Source organism: Streptomyces sp. DT224 (genome assembly GCF_049844595.1).
Lineage (GTDB): Bacteria > Actinomycetota > Actinomycetes > Streptomycetales > Streptomycetaceae > Streptomyces.
Genome location: NZ_JBNCLI010000018.1, coordinates 1 through 12,642, shown reverse-complemented (window position 1 = coordinate 12,642; position 12,642 = coordinate 1). Strand labels below are relative to the sequence as shown.

Sequence of the window (12,642 nt, the reverse complement as noted above, 5' to 3'; positions counted from 1 at the left end):
GGGACACAATGGTGACGTGCGGTATCTGATCCTGGGCGCCACCGAGGCGCGAGACGAGAACGGTGGTGTGCTGCCCCTCGGCGGCAGCAGGCTGCGTGCCCTTCTCGCCGCCCTCGCCCTGCGGCCGGGACGTCCCGTGCCCGTGGCCGACCTCGTGGACGACGTCTGGGCGGACGATCCCCCCGCCGACGCGCCCGCCGCGCTCCAGGCCCTCGTCGGACGGCTCCGCAGGGTGCTGGGCCGGGAGGCACTGGCCAGTACGCCGGGTGGTTACCGCCTTACGGCCGGCCCGGACGACGTCGACCTCTATGTGTTCGAGCGGCTGGCCCGGCACGGTGGGGCCGAACTGGAGGCGGGTGCATCGGACGAGGCCGCCCGGACCCTGCGGCGCGCGCTCGCCCTCTGGCGCGGCCCGGCCCTGGCCGACCTGCCCGGCGGGGAGCAGGGCCATGCACTCCGCCCCGAGGCCCACCGTCTCGCCGCCCTGGAACGCCGCATCGAGGCGGACCTGCGCCGCGCGAGGGGCGGCGTCGGGGGTGCGGGCTTCGGCGCCGCGCCCACGGCTCCGCGTGCGGGACGCGCCGCGATCACCGCTGCGGCCGGGGGCTCGGGGGCCGCCGCTGGGGTCTCCGGCTTCGCGCGAGCTGCGGAGGCCGGGGACGCCACGGAGCCCGCTTTCGAGACGGGCTCCCTTGCCGAGCCCTACGCCGCCGAGCCCGGCGAGGCCCTCGCCCCGTCCGCCGCCGCCCTGGTTGCCGAGCTGACCGAACTGACCGCCGCCCACCCGTACGACGAACGCTTCCGGGCCCAGCTGATACGGGCCCTGCGCGCCGACGGCCGGCAGGCCGACGCGCTCGCCGCGTACGAGGACGCGCGCCGGGCCCTCGCCGACGGGCTCGGCACCGATCCCGGGCCCGAACTGGCGGCCCTGCACCGCGAACTCCTCACCCCGGCGCCCGCACCGGCCGAAACCGGGTTGTTTCACGTGAAACACGGTCGGAGCAATCTGCGTCCCCGGCTGACCTCCTTCGTGGGGCGCGAGCCCGAACTGCGCGCCATCCGCGACGACCTGACCCGGTCGAGGCTGGTCACCCTCACCGGCCCCGGCGGTTCCGGGAAGACCCGCCTCGCCGAGGAGTCCGCCGCACACCTGGCCTCCGCCTCCGGCTCCGCTCCTCCGGACATCTGGATCGCCGAACTCGCCCCCGTCGAGGACCCCGAGGCCGTCCCCGGCGCGGTGCTCTCCGCGCTCGGGCTGCGCGAGACCGCCCTGCTGCGGGACACCGCCCTTGATGGCGCGCCCCCGCGCGCGGACCCGGTCGACCTTCTTGTCGACCGCCTGGGCCACGGCGCCCGCCCCGCGCCCGTTCTCCTGGTCCTCGACAATTGCGAGCACGTCATCGGCGCCGCCGCCGCACTGGCCGAGACCTTGCTGACCCGCTGCCCGCATCTGCGTATCCTCGCCACCAGCCGGGAACCGCTCGCGGTCCCCGGCGAGTCCGTACGACCGGTCGGCCCCCTCCCCGCCGACCCCGCGTACCGCCTGTTCACGGAGCGCGCCAGGGCCGTGCGCCCCGGCTTCGACCCCGGTCAGGGGCCCGCGCACGACGCGGACGCCATCGCGGAGATCTGCCGTCGGCTGGACGGGCTGCCGCTCGCGATCGAACTGGCCGCCGCCCGGCTCCGTCTGCTCGGACCGCGTCAGATCGCGGACCGGCTCGACGACAGGTTCCGTCTGCTGACGGGCGGCAGCCGGACCGTACTGCCTCGCCAGCAGACGCTGCGAGCGGTTGTCGACTGGTCCTGGGACCTCCTGGACGAGGACGAGCGCACGGCCCTGCGGCAGGTCTCGGTCTTCGCGGGCGGATGGGACCTGGCCGCCGCCGAAGCGGTCATCAGGACACCGGCCGTCTCCGGCGGACCTCCCGCCGACACCGCCGGCCTGCTCGGGGCGCTGGTCGACAAGTCCCTGGTGGTCGCCGCACCGGACGCGGACGGCGCGATGCGCTACCGCCTGCTGGAGACGATCCACGAGTACGCCACCGAGCGGTGCACCGAGGACCCGGAGGTGCGTGCGGCCGCCGAGACAGCGCACACCGCGTACTTCCTCGCCCTGGTCGAGGAGGCCGAGCCGCTCCTGCGCTCCGGCGACCAGCTGCCCTGGATCCAGCGCCTGGAGACCGACCTCGACAACATTCGGGCCGCCCTCCAGCGCTCCACCTCGCCATCTGCCTCCGCCGAAGTGGAGGCGGCCCGTCTGGTGCTGGGCATGGGCTGGTTCTGGTGGCTTCGCAATTACCGTTCCGAGGGCCTGTCCTGGACCCGGAAGGCCCTTGCCCTCGGCCCCGAGCCCACCGACGAGTCGGACCCCCGGTACTGGCCCCGGATGAACCTGCACATGCTGTGGTTCTTCTTCGCGGCAGAGAGCGGGCAGTCCGCGATGGCACACGACGACACCGCGCTCCACGCGCTGGTGGTCCGGGTAGCCGACGCGTTCGCCACCTCGCTCACCCACAGCGTCCGGTTCCCGGGACTGCTCTGGCCGATGACCGCGTATCTCACCGGTACGCCGGAGGACGGCAGGCGGCAGATCGACGCGGCGGTCGACAAGGCCCGTGCGCACGGCGGCCCGTGGGAGTACGGCGTCATCCTGATGTTCCGGGCACACATGGTGGTCGACATGCCGGGCGGGATGCCCGGGATCGACGATGATCTGGAGGAACTGCGCGCCCTGAGCCGCCGCGTCGGGGACCGCTGGATGCGCGCCCAGGTGGCGAGCGCGGCGGCGGAAGCGGGCATGATGCGCGGACGCTATACCGAGGCGCGCACCGCGTACGAGGAGGCGCTGCTGCTCGCCCGCGAGGTCGGCGCCCATGCCGAGGCTCCGTTCCTCCTGGCCCGGCTCGCCGAACTCTCCTACCGGACCGGAGACCTGGCGGGAGCCCAGCAGCGGCTCGACAGTTCGGAGGCCGAGGCCGAACGCCACCAGGCCCATGACGCCACCGCGTACGTCCACTATCTGCGCGCCACCATGGCGTACTACCGGGGCGACATCGCGGACGCCCGGCGGCTGCTCACGGCCGCCCTGGAGGAGGCCGGGCGCGGCGGCCCGCCGTCGCACTTCACCGTGGCGATGGCCGGCCTGTCGGCGCGGATCGCGGTGTACGAACCCGGGCCCGAAGGCGGCCTCGTCGCTGGGGCGCGTGGGCTGACCGGGGCCCTCGTCGCGGCCAAGGAGGCCCGGTGCGCCGAGATCGTCACGGCGCATCTGGCGGACGGCGCGGTGTCGGTCCTAGCGAGGCTCGGCCATCACGCGGTGGCCGTCCGCGTGTCCGTCGCCGCCGACGACTGGCGACGGACGTCACCCCCTCGGAGCGAGGGGGAGCAGGCCGAGGCCGATGCGGCAGAACGCCTGTGCCGCGGGGCGCTGGGCTCCGCGCGTTACGAGGAGGAGCGCGCGGCGGGCCATGGGCTGTCCCTGGACGACGTCATCGCATTGCTGCAGGAGATCGTCGCGGACCTGCCGTGACACGCGCCGTCAGGCCGCGCCGAGGAGCCGAGGCGGGGCTCCCGCGATCGTCAGCGGCAGCTGATGCGTGACTCCGCCCAGTCCGCCAGGGCGACCCTGCCGAACGGCCGCTCCGGTTCGACCACCAGCCGAATCCGTTGCTGGCCCGCCACATTCACCCCGACCGGCACGGCCGGGTCGTTGCCCCGCACCACGGGGGACTGCCACAGCCGCCTCCCGTCCCCGCCGAACACCGAGAACCGCACCGCGCCGAGACCCAGGGTGAGGTCGTCCACCCCGGCCATGGCCTCGTACCGGGTGCACTGACGGTTCAGCTGGATGACCACCGAGGAACGGTTGTTGACGGTCACCCCGTGCGCGTACCGCGTGCCGCCGACGGACATGCCGGAGCGCTGCCAGATCCAGCCGCTCTCCCCGAGCACCACCTCGGGCGCGGTGTGGTCGCCCAAGAGGGTGTAGCCCAGCTCGCTGACCTGGTAGACGTCCGGTGCCGGCACGGGAGGCGGCGGGGTCCGGGTGGGCGGTGGGGCGGAAGGCTTCGGCGGCGGAGTGGGCTTCGGCGGCGGAGTGGGACTCGGCGGAGGCGTCGGTGTGGGCGTCGGTGTCGGTTCGGGCGTGGGCGGGGGCGTGGGCTCCTGCGGTGGGAGGACCGGCGGCGCGGGCTTCGGCGGCGCCGGCTCCGGCGGGGTCGGCTTCGGCGGCGTGGGCGAGGGCACGGCGGGCGCCGCGGCCGGGGGCTTGGGGACCGGCTTCGCCTCGGGCCGGGGGCTGTCGTCGCCCACCAGGGCCCAGACGAGCCCGGCCGCCGCCGCGACGGCCACCGCCGCGGCGATGCTGGCCTTGGCAGGTGCGCCGAGCCCTTCGGAGGCCGCCGCACCACCTGCCGTGCCCGTGGCCGAGCCCCCTCCGGTGGCCGCCGCCGCGGCACTCGCCCCGGCGGCGCCGACCGCGCCCCCCGCCACGATCCCGGCGGCCTTGAGGGCGTACCCGGCGGCGAACCAGCCGATGACCGCGACCGGGAGCAGCGCGGGGATACCGGCGTTGACCTGGGCCAGCTCGCCCGCCGCCACCCGGCACTTCGCGCACTCGTCCAGGTGCCCCCGCAGCCCGCGCTCCGCCCGCATCCGCAACCCACCCCGGGCATACGCGCCGAGCCGGTCGGCGTACCGCGCGCAGTCGCCGCCGGAGGTGAGCGCCTGGCTCACATGGGCCTGCAGATACGCCTGCTTGAGCCCTTCACGTGCCCGGCTGGCCAGCACCGATGTGGCGTTGGCGGTCAGTCCGAACAGGGGCGCGACGTCGCTGGGCGACTCCTCCTCGACGGTGGTGTGCCACAGGACGGCCTGCCAGCGCTCCGGGAGGCTGCGGAACGCCTGCATGGCCATCGACTGCTCGGCCTCGTGCATCGCGAGCACGTCCGCGCCGAGGTCGAGGGTGTCGTCGTCGGACACCTCCGATGACCGGGCGGCCTGAGCGGCGAACGCGGCGAAGTCGTCCACCAGTTGCTCGCGCTTCGCGGTCTTCGTCCAGGCGGCGGCGACGTGCCGGACCGCCGTCATCAGATAGGCGCGCACCGCCTCCTCGGGCCCCTTGCCGCCCCGTACCGCCTGCAGGGTCCGGGCGAAGACCTCGGCGGTCAGATCATCGGCGGTGTGCGCGTCCCGGCAGCAGGTGCGGGCGTAGCGGCGGACCGCCTGGGAGTGGCGCCGGAACAGCTCGTCGTACGCGAGGTCGTCGCCCTCCCGCATGCGCTGGATCAACTGCGCGTCCGAAGGCCCGGCCGCCCCGTCCGCCCTGCCTGAGCCCCGCCCCGCCCGCTGCATCGGTACGGCGGGAACGGTCCCGGCGGGGCCCGCGCCGGGGCTCCCGGAAGTTTCTGCCGCACCGTCGTCCTCGACCGGTGCGGGCGGCCAGGGGCCCGGCAGGACCGTTCCGCCGGGGTTGTCCGCGTCCGCGCCGACGTCCTGATGGCCGGAAACGGCCTGGCCCGGTACCTGGTGCCCAGGCGAGCCGGCCGCCCCCGTACTGCCGCCACCGGCGGTGGCCACACCGTCGTACGACTCTTCCCTCTGCCCGTCACCGCTCATCGCGGACGCCCCCGTATGCGCCATCGGACCCGAATACCGGGCAAGCGTGCCACAGAGCGCCGACGCGCCGGGCCCTCCGTCCCACCAACCACTCATCCGGGGCGTCCTCCCCGAATGTGAGCACTAGCGGGCACTCATTCGGGGCAGGGGCAGGGGTCCGGTCGACATGACGGTGGGTGAGAGGCAGGACGTCGCGGCCCGCCCCGCACCCCCGTGCCCCGCACCCGTCACTCGGGCCGTGAGCGCAGTCCCTCCAGCAGGATGTCCAGCAGTCGGGAAGAGGCCGCCGCCTGCTGGACCGCGTCCGGCAGCGCGGGGGCGGCCGTCGCGATCACCAGCAGGACGTCGGAGACCGTCACGTCGTGGCGCAGCGCGCCCGAGGTCCGTGCCCGGTCGACCAGCCGCCCCACGACCTCCAGCAGCTCGGTCGCACCGGCGCCCAGGTCCTCGCCGCCGGTCTCCGGACCGGGCCGCTGCCGGGACACCGCCCGGGTCGCGGCCGTGCCCGTCTCCTGCCGCTGCTGGGGCACCCGCGGCTCGTCCCCCGCGGCTTCGCCGGCCTCCCCGACCACGGTCGCGTCCTCGGCCTCCACCCCGACCCGCAGTATCTGCGGGGGCAGGAGGCGCCCCGCCCCCGAGGCCACGGAGGTCCGCAGGAAGCGCGAGAGCGCCGACCACGGCTCGTCCTCCTGCCCGAGCGCGGAACGCGCCTGGTCGGTCAGCCGGGAGGTCTCCTCCTCGGCTATCCGCCGCACCAGCACGTCCTTGCTGGGGAAACGCCGGTAGACCGTGCCGACGCCGACCCTGGCCCGGCGGGCCACGTCCTCCATCGGAGCGCCGTACCCCAGCTCCCCGAACACCTCGCGCGCAGCGCGCAGCACGTGCTCGAGGTTGCGCTGCGCGTCCACCCGCAGCGGTGCCGATCGTGCGTGCGCCGACGCGCCACCGGGCTGGGCACCGAGTCCGTTGCCCAGCCCGTTCACCGCCGCCGGAGGCGCGGCCGTCGTGGTGCCGCCCGTTCCGTTGAGGGTGCCAACCGCCCCGATAGGTCCGCTTTCTTCAGGCGTGACAGCAGTAGCCGGCCAATGCGTTTCCTGAATGTCCATAACTGTTCCCCCGGTTATGACGTCTCCCCCCGGAGACTCCCGCCGTGTTCGTCGCGGGGGGACTGATCTGCACGGTCCGACACCCCGACGACATACGAACATAGTTGAGCCAGGGTCAATTCAGAAGAGGGCAGTTCCGCCCGGAGCGCCCCCCGATCGGCGCAAGGACCGGTTGGTCACCACTTGATCCCCGTCCCGGCCCCCTACCGCGATGCCTGACCTGCGAAGCTTGCGAACCAGCAGGCCGTCCGGCACCAGCGGCCCGTCCATGACCTCCGGTCACACAATTTGCCGGGGCTGTGGACAAACTCCGGTGCACGTTGCGTCATGGGGTGGTGATGGCTTCAGCTTCCGGGGGCACACCCCCCGGCCCCCCGCCGGGTACGCGCATCCTTGTCGTCGGCGGGGGCTACGTCGGGATGTACACAGCGCTGCGTCTCCAGCGGAAGCTGAAGCAGAGACTGAGAAGCGGCGAGACAGAGATCGTGGTGGTCGCGCCCGAGCCCTATATGACGTACCAGCCGTTCCTCCCCGAGGCCGCCGCCGGCTCGATCTCGCCGCGCCATGTCGTCGTACCGCTGCGCCGCGTCCTGCCGCACTGCACCATCGTCATCGGCGAGGCCCGGGCCATCGACCACGCCAAGCGCACCGCCACGGTCACCACCCTCGCCAGCGGCGAGGACGGCACCGGCGCCCTGGAGATCGAGTACGACGAGCTCGTCCTCGCCCCCGGGTCCGTCTCGCGTACCCTCCCCGTCCCCGGCCTCGCCGACCACGGTGTGGGTTTCAAGACGATCGAGGAGGCCATCGGGCTGCGCAACCACGTCATCGAACAGATGGACATCGCGTCCGCCACGCGCGACCCCGCCGTCCGTGACGCCGCCCTGACCTTCGTCTTCGTCGGCGGCGGCTACGCAGGCGTGGAAGCGCTCGCGGAGCTGGAGGACATGGCCCGCTACACCTCGCGGTACTACCACAACATCAAGGCCGAGGACCTGAAGTGGATCCTCGTGGAGGCCACCGGCCGCATCCTGCCCGAAGTCGGCGAATCCCTCGGCCGGTACGCCGTACGGGAACTGAGGGGACGCAACATCGACGTACGCCTCGACACCCGGCTGGACTCCTGCGAGGACCGCGTCGCCGTGCTCAGCGACGGCTCCCGCTTCCCCACCCGCACCCTCGTGTGGACGGCCGGCGTCAAGCCAGCGCCACTCCTCGCCGCCACCGGCCTCCCCCTGGACGAACGCGGCAGGCTCGTCTGCACGGCGAAGCTGACCGTCGAGGGCACCGAGCACGCCTGGTCAGCGGGGGACGCCGCCGCCGTACCCGACCTCACCGCTGCCGGAACCGGCCGTACGACCGCCCCCAACGCCCAGCACGCCGTCCGCCAGGCGAAGATCCTCGCGGACAACGTCGCCGCCGCACTCGACGGAGGACCGCTCACCGAATACCGGCACAGCTACGCGGGCTCCGTCGCCTCGCTCGGACTCCACAAAGGCGTCGCACACATCTACGGGCGCCGGCTCAAGGGGTATCCGGCCTGGCTGATACACCGCATGTACCACCTGAGCCGGGTCCCGACCTTCAACCGGAAGGCACGCGTCCTGGCCGAATGGACGCTCGCCGGCCTCTTCAAACGCGAAATCGTCTCCCTGGGCTCCCTGGAGCATCCCCGGGCCGAGTTCGAACTCGCCGCCGGGCGCCGGCCGCGGCCCGACGGGGACGACTGTCAGTAGGGTCCGACACACTGGACGTGTGACCATGGGTGGGCCCACATCTGCACAGAGTGACCCGGCCGGCAGCAACCGACAGTGACCAGCGAAGACCGCCCCAGGAGCGACGAACGCGCCCGACGCCCTGGCAGAGGAAGCACCCGCCCGAGCGGACCAGACCGACACACGAGGCCAGAAATTCCGTGAACTTCACGCGTTGGAGCGCCCGCCTCCCCGGTACGCAGCGTCGCGCCGCCCGGGAGGACCACAGCTCCGTACCGGCGGCCCGCGCCGAGTACACCCGGGCCGAACCGGGCGCCGCCCCGCCGCAGGGCGGGTCCGCCGGCGTCCCCCTGCCCTCGGCGCCCGATCTGGAGGACCTCTCCGCCCGCGACATCCTGGGCCGGCTGCCCGCCCTCGTCGCCCTGGTGCACGGCACCGGCCACCACGTCGCCTACGTCAACGACGCGTACACCGCCGCCTTCGGCCCCCGGCCCTGCGGCGCCCCGGCCGCCGAGGTGATGCCCGAACTGACCCAGATCGGCCTGCTCCCCCTCATGGACCAGGTCCTGCGCAGCGGCACCCCGCGCACGGTCAAGTCCCGCAAGGCCGCCGACGGCCGTTCGTACACCGTGACCTGCACGCCCGTGCGCCCCGACAAGGAGAAGGGCCGCGACGGCGGAGTCCTCGTGTACGCGGCAGACGTCACCGATCACGCCGAGGCCGCCGAGCGGCTGCGCGCCAGCGAGGGCCGGCACCGCGAAACCGCCGTGACGCTCCAGCGCTCCCTGCTCCCGCAGGAGCTGGAACAGCCCGACGACCTGCGGATCGCCGCCACCTACCAGCCGGGTGGCACGGACGCCGCGGTCGGCGGCGACTGGTACGACGTCATCACCCTCGGCGCGGGCCGCACCGCACTGGTCATCGGCGACGTGATGGGGCGCGGGGTGCGCGCCGCCGCCGTCATGGGGCAGCTCCGCACCGCCGTACGGGCGTACGCCCGGCTGGACCTTCCGCCGCACGAGGTCCTCCAGCTGCTCGACGGGCTCGCCGCCGAGATCGACGCCAGCCAGATCGCCACCTGCGCCTACGCCGTTCACGATCCCAACGAGGGACTGCTCGTCTACTCCTCCGCGGGCCATCTGCCGATCCTGGTGCGCGAGGAGGACGGCACGGTCCGCCGAGCGGAGGACCCGATCGGCCCGCCGCTCGGCACCGGCGGCTGGATCCACACCTCGGGCACGATCCCGCTGCCGCCCGGTTCCACCGCCGTCCTCTATACGGACGGGCTGGTCGAGCGCCGCAGCGAGGACATCGACGAGGGCGTGGGGGCGCTGGAGCGGGCGCTGTCCGGGGCGACGGGCGCGCCGCAGGTCGTCTGCGACCGGCTGATCCGCTCCCTCAACGTGACCGCCGAGCACGACGACGACGTGGCGGTCCTGGTCGTGCAGCATCCGGCGCGCACGGGCGCCGCCGCCGAGCTGTTCCACAACGCCTCGCTCGATCTGCTCGGCGGCATCGAGGCGGCTCCCCGCGCCCGTGCCTTCGCGACGGGCGTGCTGGCCTCGTGGCGTTTCCCGGTGGAGCTGTGCGATCTCGGGGTCCTCGCCGCCGGCGAGCTGGTCGCCAACTCCCTCCAGCACGGCACGCCGCCGATGCGCCTCGGCCTGCGCCGCACGGACCGCCGCCTGATCATCGAGGTGACCGACGGCGACGACCACCTGCCGCGCCGCCGCCGCGCCGAACCGGCGGACGAGGCGGGCCGGGGCATCTCGATCGTGGCCTCGATCGCCACGTCGTGGGGGAGTCGCCGCACGCCGGGCGGCGGCAAGGCGGTGTGGTGCGAATTCGTTCTGCCGCAGTAGCGTCCGCGCTCAGCGCGCGGCGGCCACGGGCTCCGGCGCGCTCTCCGGCACGGAGACGGCCACCACCCGCGACGGCGCGTGTGCGAGCGCGGGCCGGTCCTGTACGGGGGTGAGCCGTCGGCCGAGGCGCAGCGCGAGCGCGGTGATGCCGAGCGAGAACACGACGAACGTCACGATGTACGGGCCGTGCAGGGAGGCCCCCATCGGACCGCCCACGGCCGGGCCGACGGCCAGCGCGAGCTGCTTGCAGAGCGCGAACGCCGAGTTGTACTGGCCGACCATTGACTCCGGCGCCAGGTCAGCGACCAGCGGTGCGACGGTCGGCGAGAGCATGGACTCGCCGAGGCCGAACAGCGCGTACGTGGAGATCATCGCCGCCGTCGCCATGGTCTGGCTGCCGTGCCCCAGGCCCGCGTAACCGGCCACGATCCAGGCGAAGGCCCAGATCAGGCCGACAGCCGCGATGACCCGGGTGCGCCGCCGGCGCTCCACGAGACGCAGCACCACGAACTGGGCGACGACGATCACGGCGGTGTTGGCGGCCAGAGCCACGCCGAGCGTGGAGGGCTCGATCCCGGCGGCCTCGGTGCCGTACGCCGCGAGCCCGGACTCGAACTGGCCGTAGCAGGCGAAGAACAGCACGAAGCCAAGGACGCACAGCTGCACCATCGCGCGGTGCGAGACCAGCGCACGCAGTCCGCCGCGCGCCGCAGGCGCCCCGGCCACCGTCTCCGGCGCACTCATGGACGCGTTCGGCATCCGCACGGTCGCCGCGATGACGCCGAGCACCAGGAACATCACCGCCTCGATCAGGAACAGCAGCGTGAACGACGCCGGGCTGCTCGTGTCGACGATCTGCCCGCCGACCAGGCCGCCGATGCCCAGGCCCAGGTTCTGCAGGAAGAACTGCATGGCGAAGGCCCGTGTGCGGGTGGCGGCGCCGGTGCACCGGACGAGCATGGTCGCGAGCGCGGGCTGCATGACAGCGGTACCCGCGCCGAGCACGGCCGCAGCCAGGACAGCGGTGGTGACCTGCGAGGAAACGCCGAGGGCGATGGCGCCGAGGGAGGCGACACCGGAGGCTGCGATGAGCACGGGCAGCGGCCCGCGACGGTCGATCGCCCGGCCGGTGAACGGCAGGACGGCAAGGGCCGCCATGGCGAAGACCGCCAGCACGATCGCCGCCGTACCGGCGCCCAGATCCCGCACCTGTGCCACATAGACGTACAGGTACGGAAAGGTGAACCCGAGCCCGAACGCGCTCAGCGCGCTCCCCAGCTGGATCCGCCGCAGCGCTGCGCCCATTTCCCTGGTCACACTCACCTACCTCAAGCTCTCGAACCTCTGAGCCGTACCGATCGAACGACTCGAACCCGAAGACTTTACCACTAAAGTTAGATGTTGAATACTACGAGCCGAAGGACTTCGACGGCTATGGGTGGCATGCCATACTGCGCGCCATGTCCGACACCACCGAGCCCGGACTCGATGAGCCGAGCCTCGACGAGCAGATCGCCGCCTACCAGCGCGAGTACCGCGACCTGGACCCCCAGGTCGAACAGGTCGTCTCCGCGCTCGGCCGGCTGAACCGCCGGATGAACGTCGCGTACGGCAGACAGCTCGCCGCGCTCGGCATCAGCAACGCCGAGTGGGAGGTGCTGAAGACCCTCGTCCTGGGAGGGGAGCCCTACCGCCTCGGTCCCGGGGAACTCGCCAAGCGGCTCGGGCTCACCCCGGCCGCGATGACGCACAGGATCGACCGGATGGCCGGTGAGGGGCTGGTGACCCGCGACCGCGACGAGAACAACCGCGTCCGCGTCATCGTGGAGCTGACGGACGAGGGGCGTACGAAGTGGCTGGAGGCGATGCGGATGGCCACGGACTTCGAGGCGGACCTGCTCCAGGACCTCGACGGCGAGGAGCGGGGGGTGCTCGGAGCGATGCTGACCCGCCTGCTGCGGAGGGTGGAGCATGCCCAGCCGGACGCCGGCGGTCGGCTCACCGACCTGGACTGAGTGGCCCTGCCGGGGAGGCAGGGGCGGGGGTTGACACACCCCTCGGCGATCCGTAAGGTTCTTCGGGTTGCCACGGAGCCTGAACGGTTCTGTGGTGACTGATCCCGCCGCGGATGCGGCACTCCAAACTCAGCACGATCTCCCGTTCGGGGAATTTTCGGCATGCCGAAATTCGTTTCGAAGGCCCGATTATGAGCCGCCGGGAAAATCCGCTAGAGTTTTGGACGTCGGAAGGGCCCAACAGCCCGGAGGACAAGCCCCGCTGACTGGGAATCAGGCCCGAAAGGATCTGATAGAGTCGGACTCGCCGGAAAGGGAAACGCGAAAG

7 protein-coding genes are annotated in these 12,642 nt (G+C 73.1%); 4 read left to right on the top strand and 3 right to left on the bottom strand.

The annotated features are described in order from the left end of the window. The first annotated feature begins 16 nt into the window (after positions 1-16). Entirely contained in the window at positions 17-3,529 is a 3,513-nt protein-coding gene (locus ACLQ2N_RS33725) for an AfsR/SARP family transcriptional regulator (protein WP_425819232.1), read from the top strand. 50 nt (positions 3,530-3,579) lie between these two features. On the opposite strand, the gene ACLQ2N_RS33720 is transcribed toward ACLQ2N_RS33725, so the two are convergent. Together ACLQ2N_RS33720 and ACLQ2N_RS33715 are read right to left on the bottom strand one after the other, a co-directional pair. Continuing rightward, positions 3,580-5,616, bottom strand: a complete 2,037-nt coding sequence (locus ACLQ2N_RS33720) for a sigma-70 family RNA polymerase sigma factor (protein WP_425819230.1) — start codon at positions 5,614-5,616, stop codon at positions 3,580-3,582. 227 nt (positions 5,617-5,843) lie between these two features. Then, positions 5,844-6,722 (bottom strand): TetR/AcrR family transcriptional regulator, encoded by an 879-nt coding sequence (locus ACLQ2N_RS33715; protein WP_425819228.1) that lies wholly within the window; start codon positions 6,720-6,722, stop codon positions 5,844-5,846. A gap of 419 nt (positions 6,723-7,141) precedes the next feature. On the opposite strand from ACLQ2N_RS33715, the gene ACLQ2N_RS33710 reads away from it, so the two are divergent. Together ACLQ2N_RS33710 and ACLQ2N_RS33705 are read left to right on the top strand one after the other, a co-directional pair. Beyond that, positions 7,142-8,458 (top strand): NAD(P)/FAD-dependent oxidoreductase, encoded by a 1,317-nt coding sequence (locus tag ACLQ2N_RS33710; RefSeq protein WP_425819226.1) that lies wholly within the window; start codon positions 7,142-7,144, stop codon positions 8,456-8,458. Between the two features lie 179 nt (positions 8,459-8,637). Further along, the gene (locus ACLQ2N_RS33705) at positions 8,638-10,299 is read left to right on the top strand and encodes an ATP-binding SpoIIE family protein phosphatase (protein WP_425819224.1); all 1,662 of its coding nucleotides are present in this window, start codon (positions 8,638-8,640) and stop codon (positions 10,297-10,299) included. A 9-nt stretch (positions 10,300-10,308) separates the two neighbouring features. Here the strand turns inward: ACLQ2N_RS33705 and ACLQ2N_RS33700 are convergent, their stop codons facing one another. Beyond that, on the bottom strand, positions 10,309-11,604 hold the full coding sequence (locus ACLQ2N_RS33700; protein WP_425819382.1) for an MFS transporter: 1,296 nt from the start codon (positions 11,602-11,604) through the stop codon (positions 10,309-10,311). A gap of 155 nt (positions 11,605-11,759) precedes the next feature. Between ACLQ2N_RS33700 and ACLQ2N_RS33695 the strand changes: the two genes are divergently transcribed. Beyond that, positions 11,760-12,314, top strand: coding sequence for a MarR family winged helix-turn-helix transcriptional regulator (locus ACLQ2N_RS33695; protein WP_018101704.1), 555 nt, complete (start codon positions 11,760-11,762; stop codon positions 12,312-12,314). Positions 12,315-12,642 lie beyond the last annotated feature (328 nt).

Excerpts from the sequence above, each read along its gene's own strand:
- ACLQ2N_RS33720 (WP_425819230.1), bottom strand. The coding sequence starts at position 5,616 with ATGAGCGGTGACGGGCAGAGGGAAGAGTCGTACGACGGTGTGGCCACC.
- ACLQ2N_RS33715 (WP_425819228.1), bottom strand. The coding sequence starts at position 6,722 with ATGGACATTCAGGAAACGCATTGGCCGGCTACTGCTGTCACGCCTGAA.
- ACLQ2N_RS33710 (WP_425819226.1), top strand. The coding sequence starts at position 7,142 with ATGTACACAGCGCTGCGTCTCCAGCGGAAGCTGAAGCAGAGACTGAGA.
- ACLQ2N_RS33700 (WP_425819382.1), bottom strand. The coding sequence starts at position 11,604 with ATGGGCGCAGCGCTGCGGCGGATCCAGCTGGGGAGCGCGCTGAGCGCG.
- ACLQ2N_RS33695 (WP_018101704.1), top strand. The coding sequence starts at position 11,760 with ATGTCCGACACCACCGAGCCCGGACTCGATGAGCCGAGCCTCGACGAG.